This is a genomic window from Salinivibrio sp. HTSP (assembly GCF_003390965.1).
Taxonomy (GTDB): domain Bacteria; phylum Pseudomonadota; class Gammaproteobacteria; order Enterobacterales; family Vibrionaceae; genus Salinivibrio; species Salinivibrio kushneri.
In genome coordinates, this window is record NZ_PXUD01000002.1 from 87,225 (window position 1) to 106,679 (window position 19,455).

Annotated in this window: 14 protein-coding genes; 11 read left to right on the forward strand and 3 right to left on the reverse strand. The window is 51.9% G+C overall.

The genetic code is table 11. The features are described 5' to 3' along the window. The first annotated feature begins 461 nt into the window (after positions 1–461). Both fadI and fadJ read left to right on the forward strand, forming a co-directional pair. On the forward strand, positions 462–1,772 hold the full coding sequence (gene fadI, locus C7A19_RS00710; RefSeq protein WP_116643876.1) for an acetyl-CoA C-acyltransferase FadI: 1,311 nt from the start codon (positions 462–464) through the stop codon (positions 1,770–1,772). Beyond that, complete coding sequence (gene fadJ / locus C7A19_RS00715) at positions 1,772–3,907, forward strand: fatty acid oxidation complex subunit alpha FadJ (protein ID WP_116643877.1); 2,136 nt, start codon at positions 1,772–1,774, stop codon at positions 3,905–3,907. Before fadI ends, fadJ begins: the two co-directional genes overlap by 1 nt. A gap of 60 nt (positions 3,908–3,967) precedes the next feature. On the opposite strand, the gene C7A19_RS00720 is transcribed toward fadJ, so the two are convergent. Then, on the reverse strand, positions 3,968–6,745 hold the full coding sequence (locus tag C7A19_RS00720; protein ID WP_201264048.1) for an insulinase family protein: 2,778 nt from the start codon (positions 6,743–6,745) through the stop codon (positions 3,968–3,970). 142 nt (positions 6,746–6,887) lie between these two features. On the opposite strand from C7A19_RS00720, the gene sixA reads away from it, so the two are divergent. Continuing rightward, entirely contained in the window at positions 6,888–7,376 is a 489-nt protein-coding gene (gene sixA, locus C7A19_RS00725) for a phosphohistidine phosphatase SixA (RefSeq protein ID WP_077599144.1), read from the forward strand. A 49-nt stretch (positions 7,377–7,425) separates the two neighbouring features. On the opposite strand, the gene smrB is transcribed toward sixA, so the two are convergent. Beyond that, positions 7,426–7,956, reverse strand: a complete 531-nt coding sequence (gene smrB, locus C7A19_RS00730; protein WP_069360725.1) for an endonuclease SmrB — start codon at positions 7,954–7,956, stop codon at positions 7,426–7,428. A gap of 121 nt (positions 7,957–8,077) precedes the next feature. Between smrB and prmB the strand changes: the two genes are divergently transcribed. From prmB to C7A19_RS00750, 4 genes are all read left to right on the forward strand, one after another. After that, positions 8,078–9,010, forward strand: coding sequence for a 50S ribosomal protein L3 N(5)-glutamine methyltransferase (gene prmB, locus C7A19_RS00735; protein WP_116643885.1), 933 nt, complete (start codon positions 8,078–8,080; stop codon positions 9,008–9,010). Positions 9,011–9,188: 178 nt separating this feature from the next. Continuing rightward, on the forward strand, positions 9,189–10,250 hold the full coding sequence (gene aroC / locus C7A19_RS00740; RefSeq protein WP_077456341.1) for a chorismate synthase: 1,062 nt from the start codon (positions 9,189–9,191) through the stop codon (positions 10,248–10,250). Positions 10,251–10,327: 77 nt separating this feature from the next. Continuing rightward, positions 10,328–10,879, forward strand: a complete 552-nt coding sequence (locus C7A19_RS00745) for an elongation factor P hydroxylase (RefSeq protein ID WP_077607683.1) — start codon at positions 10,328–10,330, stop codon at positions 10,877–10,879. Positions 10,880–10,883: 4 nt separating this feature from the next. Further along, positions 10,884–11,162, forward strand: coding sequence for a YfcL family protein (locus tag C7A19_RS00750; RefSeq protein ID WP_077484690.1), 279 nt, complete (start codon positions 10,884–10,886; stop codon positions 11,160–11,162). A 101-nt stretch (positions 11,163–11,263) separates the two neighbouring features. Here C7A19_RS00750 and mnmC read toward each other — a convergent pair whose 3' ends face one another. Next, positions 11,264–13,264: a bifunctional tRNA (5-methylaminomethyl-2-thiouridine)(34)-methyltransferase MnmD/FAD-dependent 5-carboxymethylaminomethyl-2-thiouridine(34) oxidoreductase MnmC gene (gene mnmC / locus C7A19_RS00755; protein WP_116643878.1), complete on the reverse strand. Its 2,001-nt coding sequence runs from the start codon at positions 13,262–13,264 to the stop codon at positions 11,264–11,266. A gap of 118 nt (positions 13,265–13,382) precedes the next feature. On the opposite strand from mnmC, the gene fabB reads away from it, so the two are divergent. The 4 genes from fabB to C7A19_RS00775 all read left to right on the forward strand — a co-directional run. Next, positions 13,383–14,597, forward strand: a complete 1,215-nt coding sequence (gene fabB, locus C7A19_RS00760; RefSeq protein WP_116643879.1) for a beta-ketoacyl-ACP synthase I — start codon at positions 13,383–13,385, stop codon at positions 14,595–14,597. Between the two features lie 255 nt (positions 14,598–14,852). Continuing rightward, positions 14,853–16,007 carry a 4-phosphoerythronate dehydrogenase gene (locus C7A19_RS00765; protein WP_116643880.1) on the forward strand — a complete coding sequence of 385 codons (1,155 nt, stop codon included), beginning with the start codon at positions 14,853–14,855 and terminating at the stop codon, positions 16,005–16,007. Then, complete coding sequence (locus C7A19_RS00770; RefSeq protein WP_069360719.1) at positions 16,004–17,017, forward strand: aspartate-semialdehyde dehydrogenase; 1,014 nt, start codon at positions 16,004–16,006, stop codon at positions 17,015–17,017. The genes C7A19_RS00765 and C7A19_RS00770 overlap by 4 nt, the downstream gene beginning before the upstream one ends. Positions 17,018–17,300: 283 nt before the next feature. Then, on the forward strand, positions 17,301–19,455 hold a 2,155-nt coding region (locus C7A19_RS00775), incomplete at its 3' end, for a FimV/HubP family polar landmark protein (protein WP_275937821.1).

The following is a 19,455-nucleotide window of genomic DNA, read 5'->3' on the forward strand; positions in this document are numbered from 1 at the left end:
GTTGCATCAGTCTATAGAGACCGAGTGATTTGTTATTTTATTTCATCTTAGGTGAAAAATCGGCACAAGTTTGATCTGTTTCAATATTAAAACACCGCAAGTCGGTAAAGTGACTCCTGTCGTTATCGGCCATGTGTCGACACTCGTGAGGTTGAGTGAACGGCGTTTCCTTTTTGAATGATATGACTTTCTGTTCGGATCTGGGTGCGGGAAAAGCACTGCACACTTCCCAGATTATCGTTTTGCTTTCCAATATTTTGGGGCCTGCGTTCGCGCAAGGCCCCTTTTTTTATTTTTCTTTTTGCTTCTTCGTTTGTTTACCATGAACCATTGTGGTGACGCGGGGAGCGGATCTGTGCGCCTGTTGGCAATCTTACCAATCAATTAAAACGGATGTTTTAAGCTGGTAACAATTTGGTTACACTCGTGGTCAGACCTGTAGAACATCCTAAGGAGCAGTGATGACGTCTCAGCAACACCTCAAAACCAGCAATGGTGATCGCATTGCTATTGTGTCTGGGCTACGAACACCCTTTGCCCGCCAATCAACCGCTTATACTGATGTGCCGGCGGTCGATCTCGGCAAAATGGTGGTACAAGAGATGCTCAACCGAAGCAGTATTTCCCCGAAAGAGATTGATCAAGTGGTGTTTGGACAGGTAGTGCAAATGCCTGAAGCGCCAAACATCGCTCGCGAAATCGTGCTGGGTACCGGCATGGATATCCACACCGATGCCTACAGTGTCACACGTGCCTGTGCGACCAGCTTTCAAGCGGTCGCCAATGTGGCAGAGAGCATGGTCGCAGGCAATATCCAGGTGGGGATTGCTGGTGGCGCGGATTCATCATCTGTATTACCCATCGGCGTTAGCAAAAAACTGGCGCGGACATTATTGGATTTAAGCAAAGCGAAAACCATGAGCAAGCGATTAAAGCTGCTCAGTAAGCTTTCAGTGAAAGATCTGGCACCGGTTCCGCCTGCGGTGGCTGAATATTCGACGGGGCTGAGCATGGGGCAAACGGCCGAGCAAATGGCAAAGTCGCATCAGATCCCACGGGAAGAGCAAGATGCGCTGGCGCTGCGCTCGCACCAACTGGCGAGCAAAGCCTGGGATGAAGGCCTGCTCAGTGATGAAGTGATCACTGCCTATCCCGAGCCCTACAAAGCCTGGATTGCACAAGATAATAACCTGCGTCCTGACTCCACGCTAGAAGACTACGCCAAGCTGCGGCCTGCGTTCGACCGCAAGCATGGCTCGGTCACGGCAGCGAATAGTACGCCGCTTACCGACGGTGCAGCTGCGGTATTGATGATGCCAGAAAGTCGTGCGAAAGCATTAGGGCTTGAGGTGCTCGGTTACATTCGCTCGTATGCGTTCTCCGCCATCGGGGTGGAAAAAGACATGCTGATGGGCCCTTCTTATGCCACACCACTTGCGCTTGATCGCGCGGGTATTTCTCTCGCGGATTTAACCTTGATTGATATGCACGAGGCGTTCGCCGCGCAAACCTTGTCTAATGTGAAAATGTTCGCCTCTGATACGTTTGCCCGTGAGCATTTAAACCGTGACCGTGCGATTGGTGACATCGATATGGATAAATTCAACGTGTTAGGGGGGTCAATCGCCTATGGTCACCCCTTTGCCGCGACAGGTGCACGGATGATCACCCAAACCTTACGTGAATTAAAACGTCGTGGCGGCGGTTTAGCATTGAACACAGCCTGTGCAGCAGGTGGCCTAGGCGCAGCAATGATCTTGGAGGCAGAGTAATGACCACAGAAACCCAACAAGCCTTTCATTTAACGGTTGCTGATAACCAAATCGCCTGGCTGACCATAGATGTGCCGGGTGAGAGCATGAATACACTGCAGGCAAGCTTTGTCGAGGGCGTTTCCGCGGTATTAGACCAACTCGAAAATGATAAAAACGTCAAAGGGCTAGTGATTCACTCGGGTAAACCCGATAACTTTGTGGCTGGTGCGGATGTGCGCATGCTCGAAGCCTGTGACAGCGCCGAGCAAGCCCGCGATATTGCCGCGCAAGGTCAGGCTTTATTTTCACGCATTGAGACGCTGCCATTTCACGTGGTGGCAGCGATTCATGGTCCTTGCTTAGGTGGTGGGCTTGAACTCGCGCTGGCCTGTCATAGCCGTGTGGCCACCGACTGGGATAAAACTCGCCTTGGTCTGCCAGAAGTACAATTAGGCTTATTGCCAGGGTCGGGCGGTACACAGCGACTGCCACGTCTTATCGGCGTGCCAGACGCACTGGATATGATGCTAACCGGCAAACAGTTACGCGCCAAAAAAGCGAAAAAGCTGGGTGTGGTGGATGATTGTGTGCCGGATACCGTTTTGCTCGACGTGGCCGAGCAGCTGGCGCAGAAATCGAAACCAAAACGCCACCGTAGCTGGCAAAGTTGGATGCTGAATGGCAATGCGGTCGGGCGTAATATCGTCTTTGATCAAGCGGGCAAAAAAGCGCGAGCGAAAACCCGTGGTAATTATCCCGCCGCTGATGCCATTTTATCTGTGGTGAAAAAGGGGCTCGATAAAGGCTTGAAAGCCGGATTTGAGGAAGAAGCACGCCAGTTTGGTGAGCTGGTGATGACGCCGGAGTCTAAAGCGCTACGTAGCATCTTCTTCGCCACCACCGCGATGAAAAAAGAAAACGGGGCTGATGCTGAGCCGGGTGAGATCAGTCGTATTGGTGTACTGGGCGGTGGCTTGATGGGCGCCGGGATCGCGCATGTTTCGGTCGCTAAGGCCGGTTACCCGGTACGCGTGAAAGATGTGAGCGAAGATGGCATATTGAATGCGCTACGCTACAGCTACAAATTGCTGGACAAAAAGCGCAAGCGCAAACAGCTTAGCAAAGCCGAGTTGCAAGCCACCATGATGCAGCTATCGGGTGATACACAGGCGACAACCCTCTCTAACTCGGATGTGGTGATCGAAGCGGTATTTGAAGATTTGTCGCTCAAACACCGCATGGTCGAGGAGATGGAATCAATCACAGGTAACGACGCTATTTTTGCTACCAATACCTCGTCATTACCGATTCATCAAATCGCTGAGGGTAGCCAGCGCCCAGAAAACATTGTGGGCTTGCACTATTTTAGCCCGGTAGAAAAAATGCCGCTGGTGGAGGTGATCCCCCATAAAAACACCAGTGATCAGACGATTTCGACTGTGGTTAAGCTGGCGCGTCAGCAAGGTAAAACGCCGATTGTGGTCGGTGATAGCGCAGGCTTTTACGTTAACCGGATCCTTGCCCCTTATATGAATGAGGCCGCGCGTGTGTTGTTGGCAGGCGAAACGATTGAACATATCGATACCGCGCTATTGGACTTTGGTTTCCCTGTTGGGCCAATCACTTTGCTTGATGAGGTGGGCATTGATATTGGCGCTAAGATAGCGCCTATCCTGACGCAAGAGCTGGGTGAGCGTTTTGAAGCGCCGGATGTCTTCGATGTGCTGCTGAATGATGACCGCAAAGGACGTAAAACAGGTAAGGGCTTCTATCGCTACGATGCCAGCAAGAAAGGCAGCAAGGCCAAGCAGGTGGATAAGAAAGTTTATAGCTTGCTGAATATCACCCTAAACGCCCAGTTGTCCGGTCATGAGGTGGCGCAACGTTGTGCGTTAATGATGCTCAATGAAGCGGCTCGTTGCCTCGATGAGGGCGTGATTCGCTCTGCGCGTGACGGTGATATCGGTGCGATTTTTGGTATCGGCTTCCCGCCGTTCTTGGGTGGACCTTTCCGCTATATGGACCATATCGGCATCGATCGTGTGGTCAACTTGCTCAACGAGCATCAAAATCGTTATGGTGAGCGCTTTGCACCCTGTGAGCGTTTAACCGTGATGGCCAAAGAGGGACAGGTGTTTTATCCCGAGGGGTAAGGCAACGCAAGTGGAAGATACGAGGGCAGCCAGTGGCTGCCCTTTCTGTTTGCTGGGCGATCAGTCTTCACTACGCTGACATAACGCGCGGAAGGCTGCGATGTCCGCAATCGGATAGGTCCCATCTAGGTGCGCGTCTTGTTGATGGTCGGTCCCGCAACTGTGCATCACTAACCTATCTGCGGTTCTCGGTTTGAGTGTGTTGACCACAAACCGCACCATATCCGCGCGGCTGAGTGTCGCCATCGCCTCTGCAACCTGCTCGCGACGTTGGTATTGATAGTCTTTGTTGCCAATACTGATCCAGTAACGTTGAGCGCGGGCGCGCAGGTTATTATCCGGCTCTCTCACTTGCGCCAATAAGCTTTGTTTACTGCTTTGCCAGCGCGCTTCTGTCATTTCCAACAGCACCATGAAAAAGGCATTCAGAAAATCATCAATCGCTGCCATTAACTGGTTAGGACCTGCCATAGGGGACTGGACATAAAAAATCAGTCCAGGGTGGCGGTTTAGCGGTAAGTTATTCGCCCCAACCATATAGCCTAATTGCTGTTTGGTGCGCAATTCGTTGAAAAAGGTCGCCGACATCAGGTGGTTAGCCAAGGTATAGGTTGCCACCGCTTGCGGATCGGTCGATGGACTTTGGTAATACACTAAAAGCGCTGATTCAGCATGCGCAAGAGGGCGCTCAAAACTGACGGTGCCGACGCCCTCAAGTAAGGTCAACGGACGCACAGACTCCTGATACGCTTGCCCTTGCACGCGCAAACTGTCTTTGACGGTTTCTGCCAAGGCCTTGGCATGATGGCGGTGCCAATTACCATACACAAACATATCGACATGCAAGGTGGCGAGCATGGCATCGACAAAGTCAGGTAATTCACTCAGAGTCACCGTTTCCAATGCCGCTAAAAGAGCGTGGTACGGTGGGTTATTAGGCTGAAGTAGCCCGGTCATGCTGTTATATAATTGGCTCAGCGGCTTATTCTTTTCTGCGTTTTCCCAGCTGCGTTGCAGCTGCGCTTTTATGGTCTCGAAGCGCTCAGGGTTGAAACTGCGCTGAGAGAAGGTTTTCAAGATAAGTTCGAGCAGTAGCGGCTGTTTGTCATTGAAGCCACTGAGTGTCAGCGTCACCCCACCTTGGTGCGCGTATAAATTGTAATTTATTCCCGCAATTTCAGCCTGATAGGCTTGCTCATTCAGGGCTTCGAGTAACATTTCGACACTTAAGCGGGTCATGACAATGTTTTTCACCGTCGCCACGGCATGTGGGCTATCGATGGCGATATAGATATGGCCTTTGGGCACGCGAAAGTGTGACTCTTGGCCATGCCAGAGGCGAAAGCCAGGCAGCTCTTCAATTAAGCTTGGTTCCTCACTGGCGTCTTGCTCGATAGCTATTGGGTGCAGGGCATCAGCAATATATGGGTTGGGGTCAGGCAGTGTCAGTGCCGGTGAAATGTAATCCGTTTTCCATTTGGCAATTTGTTGCGCAGAAAAGCGTTTCACCGCGTAAGGCGTGTGATACCAATCGGCGCGCTGATCGTAATGTTGCCCTTTGGCAACCAGCATCACGCGAAGGTTATCGACGCTCATATGTTGCAGCATGGCTTGAATCTGGTGGCGATCGAACCCTGTCATCATGTAGTCGCCGTACAGAAGATCGGTTGGCGCATAATGCTGCATGTTCATTACCAAATGACTGACGGTATCAATAGGGCGCTGTGGGTCTTGGTAATGAAATGCCAGCTCTTGGACTTGCCGTTTTTCTTGATAGCGCCAAGGTTGTAATCCATCGCGCCGAATGAGGGCAATGGTTTGAAAAACATAGGTAATAATATCGTCGAGATGGCTCAGCCCTAATGGCGTCAACGAAAAGCCGAGGGTAAATTCACGAAAATCTCGCCCGCTGATCCCACCACCTGCAGACAAGGTGTTGATATAGCCTTTGTTTTTTAATAATGACATCAAACTCCCAGGCCCCTCATAACCCAGTAAGTGGGCAATGTAAGACAAAGGCTTAGTGCGGTATTGCTCGGGGCTTTCAGGGACAGAAAACGCCAAGGTGAGCTTACGAACCTCTTTTAAAGGTTCAATCGTCACCCATTGATGCTGCTCATTCTTGGTGGTCAGGGGCGCATTGATGGCAAGTTCAGGGTAGTGATGGTTGGCAATGGTGGAAAAATACTGTTTCGCGAAGCGCTCAAGCTCATCCAATGACTGTGGCCCGGTCAATGCCAGTGTCATGAGATTGGCGCTATAGTTAGCTCGGTAAAAGGCGATGAGATCATCACGTACATTGGAATCATCACGATCCGCGAGCGTCTCGACACTGCCAACGGAGAACTTGGCAAACGGATGGTTAGGATTGATGGTTTCTTTATGAACTTGATAGATACGTCGCACGTCGTCATTGAGCTTCATGCGATACTCGGCGTCGACCGATTGGCGTTCTTTATCTACGGCATCGGCATCAAAACGGGGTGAAATGAAAAAGGCGCTGAAGCGATCTAAGCTTGCCGCGAACTGGCTGGGGCGAATATCGAAAAAGAAGGTGGTGTGCTCGGTGCCTGTCCACGCATTATTGTGGCCACCATGCTGGCTAATAAAGCGCTGAAAGTCACCGATGACGGGGTACTGATCCGTCCCCAAAAAAAGCATATGCTCGAGAAAATGCGCCAGCCCTTGTCGCTCGACTGGGTCGTGAAAGTGACCGACATTCACCGACAATGCCGCGGCACTGCGATGCGCATGTGGGTCATTCACCAATAAGACACGTAATGCGTTAGGAAGCGTGATATAACGGTAGTGTTTATGGTCGTTAGGGCTGACGTGCACAAGCATCTCACTATCAGAGTAAATAAGTTAGTAGTAAGTATGACTACCAGTGACCAGAGTCGCAAACCACTTATTTGGTCTTTTGCGGATCATCTTGATAGCATGCAGCTAATCTTGGCATATGAATGTGGGTATTAAGGCGATGAAATTAATCATAATGCGTCATGGCGAAGCGCAAGCATTTGCAGCCAGTGATAGCGACCGCGCGCTCACGGCCAATGGTGAGCAACAGAGCAAACAGATGGCGACGTGGCTGAACCAGCAATTGGATGGGCAAGGGATTGATAAAGTGCTGGTGAGCCCTTACTTACGTGCGCAGCAAACCTGGCAGGTGTGTGCGCCTTTGTTACCCGATGCAAAAGAGGTGATCACAGAAGAAGAAATCACCCCTTTTGGGCAAAGTGATCGTGTCTATGATTACCTGAATGCAATGATAGAGGTTGAGAAACTTGACGTGGTCTTGGTCGTCTCTCATCTGCCTTTAGTCGGATACCTTACCAACGAGTGGGTGCAAGAAGGGCAACCGCCGATGTTTGCCACGTCAGCCATGGCGTTGATTGAGGTAGATGTCACCAACCAACAGGCGTCGCTGAGTGCGCATATGTCGCCACGACAGCTTCTAAAATCGTAATCGGTAAAAAGTGCTTGACGCGCTTCTGTCTCTTTAGCGACAGGTTGCTTTAGCGCTCGGGCACTTCTATCAGCACCAACAAGGCGCCATCCCCCCCAAACTCCCTTGGCGCTTGGTGAAACGCCATCACATTGGGGTGCTGTGCCAGCCACAGTGGAATTTTGTCTTTGAGTACCCGTTTACCAATCCCGTGCATCACACTGGCGCAACGAGTGCCGTCTTTCACACAGGCCGCGAGCATCGCCCCCAGCTCACGCTTGGCTTCTGTTTGGGTCATTCCGTGTAAATCGAGATAGATATCGGGCACATACACACCACGACGAAGCCGCTTGACCTCGTATTTAGAGACATCCTGACGGGCGTACTGCATTGGACCCGATTCATTGAGCAGCGGCTCGAACTCATCGGAAAAGTAAAATGCATGATCGCTACTTTGCCGTTCAAACTGACGTTGTTTGCGCGTCTTGGTCGTCTGGCGTTGTGGTGGGTTTATGGTATCCTGCTTCAACTTTTTTGCGCCTTTGACGGCATCACGGAATAGCGCCAAGTCCTCTTCCGTCATCGATGGTTTTTTGCTCATAAAAAACTGTCCCCGAGGTGATGACCTGAATTGTACATTCAACTAGCTCAAAATGCTGCTTATTGTACTGACCTCGCGTCAAAGGGCGACCCCCAATTGCATGAAGCCGATGGAGGCCAATGTGGATACGATTTTTACTGAAGAGGTGGTCAGCGAGTTACATACGCTGCAAGATATGCTGCGCTGGACCGTCAGTCGTTTCAATGCGGCAGGCTTGTTTTATGGCCACGGCACCGACAACGCGTGGGATGAGGCGGTACAGCTGGTGTTACCGACACTCTACTTGCCGATTGATATGCCCTCAGAGACGCGCTTTTCGCGTCTGACCACCAGTGAAAAGCATCGTATTGTTGAGCGTGTCATTGCACGTATCAATGATAAAACACCGGTTGCCTATCTGACCAACAAAGCGTATTTCTGTGGCTTAGAGTTTTTTGTCGACGAGCGCGTGCTCGTTCCACGTTCACCGATAGGTGAGCTTATCCAGCAAGAATTCGCTGGCATCTTGCCTCACCCTCCTCGCCGGATTATGGATTTGTGTACGGGCAGTGGCTGTATCGCTATTGCCTGTGCCTATGCGTTCCCAGAGGCAGAGATCGATGCGGTGGATATTTCCACCGATGCGCTGGATGTCGCTGAAATCAATATTCAGGATCATGGCTTGGAAGAGCAAGTGATCCCGATGCGGTCGGATTTGCTTAAAGATGTCCCGCAAGATAAATACGATTTAATCGTAAGCAACCCTCCCTACGTCGATGCGGAAGATATGGACGACTTACCGGACGAGTTTCGCCATGAACCTGAGCTGGGGCTTGCCGCCGGCACGGATGGGTTGAAACTGGTGCGTCGGATGCTTGCCAATGCCCCCGATTATCTGACAGACGATGGCGTGTTGGTGTGTGAGGTTGGTAATTCGATTGTGCACATGCAAGAGCAATACGGTCATTTGCCTTTGCAGTGGATTGAGTTCGAAAACGGCGGTCATGGTGTGTTTATGATCAGTCGCCAAGATCTCGTTGCGTGTGCGGATGAATTTGCCCTTTATCGCGACTAGAGGCAGTACCCACCGATCATGATATAAAGCCAGCCTCGTGCTGGCTTTTTAGTCTCTAACACTTGCAGTCGCTCCGTTGCTCACCTGGATTTTCTTTGCGTATTTGATTGCTTTATGGTTAATTGCTAACAAAGTACGCAAAAATACAACAATGCCCATCAGGCAAGTAGAGGAAGGCATGGCAGGCAACACGATAGGACAGATATTTCGCGTCACGACCTTTGGAGAAAGCCACGGCGTTGCATTGGGGGCGATTATTGACGGCTGCCCACCGGGGTTAGCATTGACTGAAGCGGACATGCAGCATGATCTCGATCGCCGTCGTCCTGGGACGTCGAAATACACCACTCAGCGCCGTGAACCGGATGCGGTGAAAATCCTTTCTGGGGTCTTTGAGGGCCAAACCACGGGGACATCGATTGGCTTGATGATCGAAAACACCGATCAGCGCTCCAAAGATTATTCCAAAATCAAAGATGTGTTTCGCCCTGGGCATGCAGACTATACCTATCACCATAAATATGGCATCCGCGATTACCGCGGGGGCGGCCGTTCATCGGCACGAGAGACGGCGATGCGTGTCGCCGCAGGCGCGGTGGCTAAAAAATACCTCGCGCAAGTGCATGGTATTCAAGTGCGTGCTTACTTGGCGCAAATGGGCGAGGTGACCATCGATACGGTGGATTGGGCGCAAGTTGAGCAAAACCCTTTCTTTTGCCCGGATGTGAACAAACTAGAGGAATTGGATGCGCTGATCCGTCAACTGAAAAAAGACGGAGATTCAATCGGTGCCAAGCTCACCGTGGTGGCAGAAAACCTTCCTGTCGGCCTTGGCGAGCCAGTGTTTGATCGCTTAGATGCGGACATTGCCCATGCGTTGATGGGAATTAACGCGGTGAAAGGGGTCGAAATCGGAGATGGGTTTGATGTGGTGAATCAGCGTGGCAGTGAGCATCGTGATGAAATTCACCCTGACGGCTTTGCCTCAAACCATGCGGGAGGCATTCTTGGTGGGATCTCGTCAGGCCAGCCACTAGTGGCACATTTAGCGCTCAAACCCACCTCCAGCATTACCGTGCCGGGCAAGAGTATTGATGTTCACGGTGAATCTGCGGATGTGGTGACACGTGGTCGTCATGACCCGTGTGTAGGGATCCGCGCCGTGCCGATTGCCGAAGCCATGGTGGCGATTGTGCTGATGGACCATTTGCTTCGTCACCGCGGCCAAATGGGCGCATAGCGATATCCCAAACGTTTCATCTTCTTTAACCCCATCTGTCGTTTTGGATAGGTGGGGTGTCGTTATTGTTTAAGATTATGACCCACAATTATCACGACTTGATCCAACTTTTTAACCAATCCTTTCTTGCTTCTTTCAATACTGAGCTGGTGCGTGGCGGGGATGAGCCTATTTACTTACCTGCTGATGCCGATCATCCTCATCATCGTGTGATTTTTGCGCGCGGCTTTTTTGCCTCGGCATTGCACGAAATTGCACACTGGACCATTGCCGGTGAGCAGCGTCGTCAATGGGAAGATTATGGCTATTGGTATCATCCGGATGGCCGTGATGCTGACACGCAAGCCGCCTTTGAGGCCGTCGAAGTGAAGCCACAGGCGATTGAATGGATCCTCTCGGCAAGCTGTGGGTTTCGCTTTCAAGTGAGCTGTGACAATTTAAGTGGTGTTGAGCCCGATCGCCACGCGTTTACTGAGAAAGTTCGGCAACAAGTCGTACAGTATGTCTCGGATGCATCGACAAGCACCGCTTTGCCCGTGCGCGCCAAGCAGTTTTCTGATACCTTGCGAGACTTTTATGGTGTTGCGCCGTTGACGCCAGATACCTTTACGTTGCCAAGCCAAGGTTAAAAAGATGAAAGTTCAAGACTATGAAGCACGCATTTTAGCGTTAATCGATGAGATGGTGGAAACCGCCTCAGACGATGAATTGTTTGCCAGTGGCTATTTACGTGGCCACGTTTCTTTAGCGGCAGCGGACTGTGAGTTGGAGGGGGTTGATGAGGTGTCAGCATTGAAAGCGCGCGTCGATGCTAGTCTCAATGACAATGCCAGTGAGCTGTCACCCGGCGACCAACGTCTCGTCGGGGCGCTGTGGGATTTATTGCAACAGCAAGTGGAAAAAGACGCGTAACACACTGTTTTAAATGAGACACTAAGCGGTATCGAAAACGGTACCGCGTAGCAAAAGAAAGCCATCGCCTCGGTGATGGCTTCTTTGTTGGCCGTGACGCGCTATAGTGTTTTACCTTTTAGCAGCTTACGAACCCACATCCGCCCTGGGTGCAGCGTGTCTAGGACCGACTGAGGTAAAGGTAAAGGCTCGTCACAAAGCTGAGCTGCTAGCACTTCTGCCGCCAATGGGGCTGAGGTGAGGCCGCGAGAGCCGAGCCCCAGCAAGCAAAATAACCCGGGATAAACGGGAACGGCGTCCGCTTTTTCTTTGTCTTTTTGCAAGGTTTGGTAGGCAGACACCAAGGCGCCATAATCACAGACGTTGCCCACGAAAGGTAAATGGTCGCGACTGGCACAGCGCACGCCAACGCGTCCGTCTTCCGCCAGAGGCACCGCGTGTGCCCAGTCTGTATCGACACAATCGGTTAAGCGCTGTTGATTTTCAAGCTGATCGGCGGCTTGGAACGCTACGTCCGCATTATTGCGACGATAGCTGGCCCCTAGACAATGCTCGCCCGCCTGATTAGCCGGGGTTAAATAGCCCTCGAAACACAATACAGTGTTGAGCTTACTGAGTTCGGTATTGGTGGGCACATGGCTGACTTGGCCGCGCACCGGATAAACGGGAATAGGCTGTATTTGGCTGAAGCTATCTGCTTGGTGGCCGTTGGCGATCACCACATTTGGGTGGTGAACCTCACCCATGCTGGTCTCGAGTGTCCAACCATTGTTCGATTGTGTTAGCGCTCTCACGGGACAATCAAAATGGGCACGTAGCTGTCCGCTGGCAATGGCTTTATCTATTACACCCGCAGTAAACTGTTGCGGGCTTATCCAACCGCCAAGCGGATAAAACACGCCGGCATGCCCGGTTTCTAAGCCGACCTTATCGCTCACGCCATCGACGTCTAACGGCGTGACCAATGCCTCAGGAAAGGCGCCATCGGCCATCTTAGCAAGTTTAGCGGCACTCTTGTCGTTGTAACCCAGCTGTGTCACCCCACACCAGTCGTGCTCAAAGGCGATGCCTTGGACGTTTTGTTGTTGAACAAACTGTCGTGAAAACAAAAAGGCGGGGGCAAAAAACTGACTTAAATTATCGTTATTGCCATTTAAAAGCGGATAAATGGCGCCTTGATGGTTCCCTGATGCGCCAGCAGCCGGGCGCGGGTCTTGGCAATACAGCGTGACTTGCTTGCCCCGTTGCAGCAATGCGGTGATCAAGGCGGCACTGGCAATACCGCCGCCAATAATGGCGATGTCGTCCGCTGTTGAAGCGGGTGTGCGGGCATACCATGGTGAGTAGCTGGCATGGGCTTGGCGAGCAGGCAGTGCGCCTGCCAACATGTCTCGCTTGTGGCCAAAACCTTTCACCTTTTTCATTTCAAAACCGGCCTCGATAAGGCCACGACGCACAAAGCCAGCGGCGGTAAAGGTGGCGCAGGTGCATTGCTCGCGTGCAAGTCGTGCCATGCCATTAAACAAATCTTGGTTCCACATCTCTGGGTTTTTGCTTGGGGCAAAGCCGTCTAAATACCAAGCATCCACCACCCCTTCAGGGCCTGTTGGCACTTGTGGTAACCAATCTTTAATATCACCAAACCACAAATCGAGTGTAATCTGACCTTGAGCCAACACGATCCGTTGACAACCGGCTAACGGCACAGGGTAGTCGGCGCGTAGCCGTTCAGCATAGTGTGCCAGCTCTGGCCAAGCTTGATGTGCACGGGCGAGATCCTCTACTGTCAGGGGGTACTTCTCAAAACTGATAAAGTGAAGCTGGGTCACGGGCGCGTTTGGATGGGTTTGACGGAACTGCTCGAAAGCCGCCCAAGTGGCCAGGAAGTTGAGCCCAGTGCCAAAGCCGGTTTCCGCAATCACAAACCGGGATGATGTGGCGGTTTGCCAACGTGCGGGAAGTTGGTTTTGTTCGATGAACACGTAGCGGGTCTCGGCCAAACCGTCGTGATTGGAAAAGTAGACGTCATCAAACTGTTCCGCGACGGGGGTGCCCGTGTCATTCCAGCTGATTTTTGCGTGGTCGATCGAGGGAGTGCTCACAAATGCCTCTTACACAGGAAAGGAAAAAGCAAATTGTACTGGCTCAAAGGAAAGCTGACCACTTATCAGCTTCAAAAACGCTATCATCCACTGCGAAATTAACGTCTAGGAAAGAATCATGAAACGAGCTGTCATTACAGGCATGGGGATTGTTTCCAGTATTGGTAACAACGTCAAAGAAGTGCTGGAGTCGCTCAAAGCGGGGAAATCTGGCATTAACTTTTCTCAGCAGTTTGCAGATATGAAGCTGCGTAGCAATGTTTGGGGGGATCTCAAACTCAACCCAGCCGACCATATTGATCGCAAAAGAATGCGCTTTATGGGTGACGCGGCGGGCTTTGCCTACTTGGCAATGGAGCAAGCCATTGAAGACTCGGGCCTGGCCCCTGAGCAAGTTTCTAACCCACGAACTGGCTTAGTGGCCGGTTCAGGTGGTGCGTCATCGGTGAACCAAGTTATCGCGGTTGATACATTGCGCGAAAAAGGCGTGAAGCGTGTTGGCCCTTACATGGTGCCACGGACCATGTCATCGACTGTTTCAGCCTGTTTGGCTACCCCGTTCCAAATTAAAGGGGTGAACTACACCATGAGCTCTGCGTGCGCGACCTCGGCGCATTGTATTGGTCACGCCCTTGAGCTGATTCAGCTAGGCAAACAGGATGTGGTGTTTGCCGGTGGCGGTGAAGAGCTGGATTGGTCACTGACCATGATGTTTGACGCCATGGGGGCCCTTTCAACCAAATACAACGACGACCCGCAGAAGGCCTCTCGTACCTATGACGCGGAACGAGACGGTTTTGTGATCTCTGGTGGTGGCGGCATGCTAGTCGTGGAAGAGCTGGAGCATGCGCTGGCGCGTGGTGCGACCATCTACGGTGAAATTGTCGGTTACGGTGCAACGTCTGACGGCTATGACATGGTGGCGCCGTCGGGTGAAGGCGCGGTGCGCTGTATGAATATGGCGATGCAAGATGTAGAGGGTGAGGTTGATTACATCAACACTCACGGCACCTCAACCCCAGTAGGAGATGTAAAAGAGCTTGGCGCGATTCAGGAAGTGTTTGGCGGCAAGAGCCCAGCGATTTCTGCGACTAAGTCAATGACAGGTCACGCGCTCGGCGCGGCGGGGGTGCACGAAGCCATCTATTCAACCCTGATGCTTGAGCAAGGTTTTGTCGCGCCAAGTATCAACGTGGAGAACTTGGATCCCGCGGCTGAAGGGTTAGATATTGTGACGCAACCGCGAGAGCAAGCACTGACGCGCGTGATGTCCAACAGCTTTGGCTTTGGCGGTACCAACGCCACCTTGGTAATTGAAAAATATCGCGGTTAATACAATCGCCCCTTTTTCCAGGTATGCAGAGAGGCTCTGCCATCAGACACGGACCATTATCGTTGAGAGCCGTTAATGGTCTTTTCAGGTCCTGGATTTACCCGGCTTCGGCCGGGTTTTTTTCTGCCTGAGGCCACCCGGTGAGCGGGTTATCCACTCAGTTCAAGGGTGTTTTCTTACCGTGAGATAGATACAATGATTTTCTTGCATTGAGCATCCGATAAGCGATGCACCGACTCACACAGGACGTTGAACGTGAAAATTGTTGTAGACGAAAACATGCCTTATGCCCAAACCTTGTTTAGTCAATTGGGTGAGGTGGTTGCATTACCCGGGCGCGCAATCCGTGCGACGGATTTGATTGATGCTGACGCATTAATGGTGAGAAGCGTCACGCAAGTGAGCCATGCTCTGATTGACGGTGCAACTCGTTTGCGTTTTGTCGGTTCAGCCACCGCGGGTGAAGATCATCTTGATTTTAACGCCTTGCACGCACAAGGCATCCACGGTACGGCGGCGCCTGGCTGTAACAAGGTTGGGGTGGCGGAATACGTGATTAGCGCCTTGCTGGTGTTAGCGCAACAGCAAGGCTTTAAGTTGACCGACCGAACGGTCGGTATCGTGGGCGTGGGTCATGTGGGGCACTACTTGGCCGAGCGGCTTGCGGCACTTGGGATTAAAACCTTACTTTGCGATCCCCCTCGTCAGGAGCAAGAAAACCTGGCTGACATGGTGGACATTGACACCCTGATCGCACAATCGGATGTGGTCACTTTCCATACCCCTTTGACCACGACCGGAGCGCACCCCACTTATCACCTCATGAATCAAGCTCGGTTAGATGCGCTTGCGTCAGGAAGCATTTTGATAAACGCCGCTCGGGGGCCGATTGTTGATAATCAGGCACTTAAAGCGCGGTTAGCGCGAGGCGATATTGATGCGGTGTTGGATGTTTATGAACATGAGCCCGAGGTTGACCTTGCCCTGATGGACCAGCTTACGTTTGCTACGCCTCATATTGCAGGTTATGGTCTGGAAGGCAAAGCCCGTGGTACTACCATGGTCTTTAACGCACTGTGTGAACACCTGGGCCTGCCTCATCATGCCCATGCCAGTGAGCTGCTGCCCACCGCGCCGATTCCACAGGTTGCCTTGGCACAGCCGTGGCAACAAAGTGATCTGATGGCACTGACGCAATTGGTCTACGATATTCGCCGAGATGACAGTGATTTTCGTCGGGCCATGCATGCGGCCGGTGATGACAAACTCGCTCAGCGTACAGCCTTTGACCAATTACGGAAAAATTACTGGGATCGACGCGAGTACAGTGCGATCACGGTAGCCGGACAGGCTGATTTCGGGTTACAGTCGCTGGCTAAGCTGGGCTTTAGTATTGAGGAGCATGCATGACACAAGCATTTGACGTTGCCATTTTGGGCGCAACCGGTGCGGTAGGACGCACCATGATCGAGATTTTAGAAGAGCGCGATTTCCCCATTGGCACGCTACACCTCCTCGCCAGTGAGCGGAGTGCAGGTGAAACCATCACCTTTAAAGGTGAGAGCCTGCGTGTGCAAAATGTCGACAAATTTGATTGGACACAGGTTCAGCTTGGCTTGTTCTCGGCGGGCGCACAGGCTTCTGCGCATTGGGCGCCGATTGCAGCGGAAGCGGGCGTCGTCGTTATCGATAACACGTCGCAATTCCGCTATGACTTCGACGTGCCCTTGGTGGTCCCTGAAGTGAACGCAGCCGCGATTGGTGACTTCCGTAATCGTAATATTATTGCTAACCCAAATTGCTCGACGATCCAAATGCTGGTGGCATTAAAACCCATTTACGATGCCGTCGGTATCGAACGTTTAAATGTGTCTACCTACCAATCGGTCTCAGGGTCAGGGAAAGAAGGCGTTGATGAGCTTGCCGGGCAGACGGTTAAATTGCTTAACAGCCAAGATGCGGAGCCTGCGTTATACAGCAAGCAAATTGCCTTTAATTGCCTACCACACATTGACCAGTTTATGGAAAATGGCTACACCAAAGAAGAAATGAAAATGGTGTGGGAAACCCAGAAAATTCTTGCCGATGAGATGATAGGGGTTAACCCTACCTGTGTGCGCGTGCCCGTGTTTTACGGTCATGCTGAAGCCGTGCACCTTGAGTGCCGTCAACCGATTGACGCAACGGAAGCGGTAGCGATCTTGAGTCAGCATGAACACATTGAGGTCTTTGAAGGGGAAGATTACCCCACTCAGGTGAAAGAAGGCACTGGCTCAGATAAGGTGTTGGTGGGGCGTATTCGCAACGATATTAGCCACCCTAATGGGCTCAACCTCTGGGTGGTAGCAGACAATGTGCGTAAAGGGGCCGCAACTAACTCGGTACAAATTGCGGAAGTATTGGTTCGCGATTACCTTTAAGCAACAAGCGTCGCACCCATAAAAGAGCGTGATAGCCCGCCCATCACCACACTAGGTTGATTGATACCCCATCCGTTGATGGGGTATTTTTTTAGGCATTAATTTTGCAAAGGTGGGCGATACGCGACGTGTGACGATGCTATCATCGAGTCAAAACTGAGGCAGAGCGCCCACAGTTTGATCGCGCAACACACTTTTATATCACCAAACTACAGTTTTTAGCATGGCTTCCGATATAGTTAGATATTTAGTGAGGCCATTTTTGCCATAAGGGAGTGCGGGTGTGTCCAACGCACAGCAAAGTGAACAGTCTTCTTCTCAAACTCGATTGACCATAACCTCGCATCGCGTTAAGCGGCATCTTATTGCCGTCGCAGGGGTATTGGCGGTTGCGCTTGTCAGTGTTTCAACGGTGCCGGTCGAAGCGGCAATACGCATTCTTGGTCCGCAAGATGAAATGGCGGCTGAAACCGCTTCGCCCCAACCAACGCCAGCGGTTGCATCGGCACAACAATATGGTCCAACCGGGGCCAATGAAACCTTGTGGTCGATTGCGACTCAAATGCGCCCTAATACGCAAGTGAGTGTGTATCAGACGCTCGGCGCGATTTTTCGTCTGAATACCGACGCATTCACCAACAACAATATTCATAGTTTGCAGCCGGGTAGCACTTTAGTGATGCCGACGCTGGCGCAAATTGAGCGAGAAAGCACCCAAGATGTGGTCAATCGGCTTGAAATTGATGAAGCGCGTAAGCAAGCCCAAAATACCACGCCACTCAGCGAACAGGTTGAGCAACCGAGTCCGCAACCGTCGCCAGCGCCTTCAACGAACACCCAGCCGGAACAATCGCAACCTGAGCAAACAAGCCAAGACACTTCCCAATCCAGTGAAGAGACTCAGCAAGCCAGTGCGCCTGAACCTCAAGTGGTACAAAACTTACAGTCTCAGCTGCAAGCGTCAGACCAAGAAATGACGCGTTTGGTTGAGAGCAATCATGTGCTCAAGGTTCGTTTGTCTGAGGTTCAGCACGAGCTGAGCGCCCTAAAAGAGCAGATGAGCGGTGATGCTGAAATCAATAAAGAGATCCGGGCATTTTTAGAAAAGCAGCGTCAGCAACAGGTGGCTGAGGACACTCAACCTCCCTCAGTGGTTGAATCTTTACTTGATAGCCCATTATTGCTTGCCATGTTGGCCATCATCCCGGGGGCCTTGATTACAGGGGCCATTTTCTTCTTCCTCGCGCGTCGCAGAAAGCAAGAGGAAGACGCGGAAGAGCCTGCGGCACTGGATCATGATGATATAGACGATATGCCCGTGGTCATGGTGCCCGATCCGGATGAAGACGATGTTGACGATCCGCAAGATGACGATGAGTTAGAGATCACCGATGATGAGACGGCGAGTGAGGATATCGCGTTTGGCGATGATACCGACCTGGACGATCTCGATCTGGATGACGAACTCGATGATATGGCAGGCAATGAATCGAGTGTCGCGCCTACCAGCGATGATGCTATCGGTCTTGAAGACATGGAGCGCGCGCTGGATGAGCTGGCCGATACGCCGCCGGCTGATAAGGATAGCGCTGCCGATGACACATCATCCGACGAGGGGGACGAATCGGAAACGGGCGACACAGACCAACCTGAAGAGGAAATGAGTGCTGATGAAGCGCTTGCCGCCGAGTGGGCTAAAGCGCTCGAGGAAGGCAATGACAGTGATGTCGACGATATCGATGCCTTGTTAGCAGGTGAAGCTGATGGAAACGCCGCTGAAGCCCCAGCGGAAGAGCCTGAGAGCGAAAGCGCCGAGACGAAAGCGCAAACGTCAGAAGAGCGCGAAGACAATGACGAGCAAGCGCCAAATGACGCGCTATTTGACTCGGTGCTCGACGATGAACCTGAGCTGGATTTAAGCCAAGACATTGATTTATCTGATGATGATAACGATGACAACGTTTCTCTTGATAACACAACCGAGTTGCTTGATGAACTTGTCGGTGATGAAGAGGACGAAGATAGCTGGCTCAATGAAGGGGATGATACCGAGGGCGAATTCGATGAAAGTAGTGACGCCTTACTGGATGAAGTCTTAGACAAAGATGATGACCCTCATTTAGAAGATTCTGACGCTTTACTCGAAGAAGTGTTGGGGGATGACGATGAACCCGACCCACTCGCTGATGATGATGATCCAGCATTGTGGGGAGAAGAAGACGACAGTGATCCGAACGAAGCGGAGTTAGAGCAACTTCTTTACGCGTCGGATACGCAAACAGAAGAAACACCTGACACTGATCCAGGATCAGAGACAGGTGCTGAGCAAGACAGCGACGCTGACGCACCAGCGGACACTCCCGCCGCGGCAGAGTCTAGCGAGGCCGATGAAGAACCCGCAGCTGACGATGACGCGGAAGACGAGCCGCAAGCAGCGT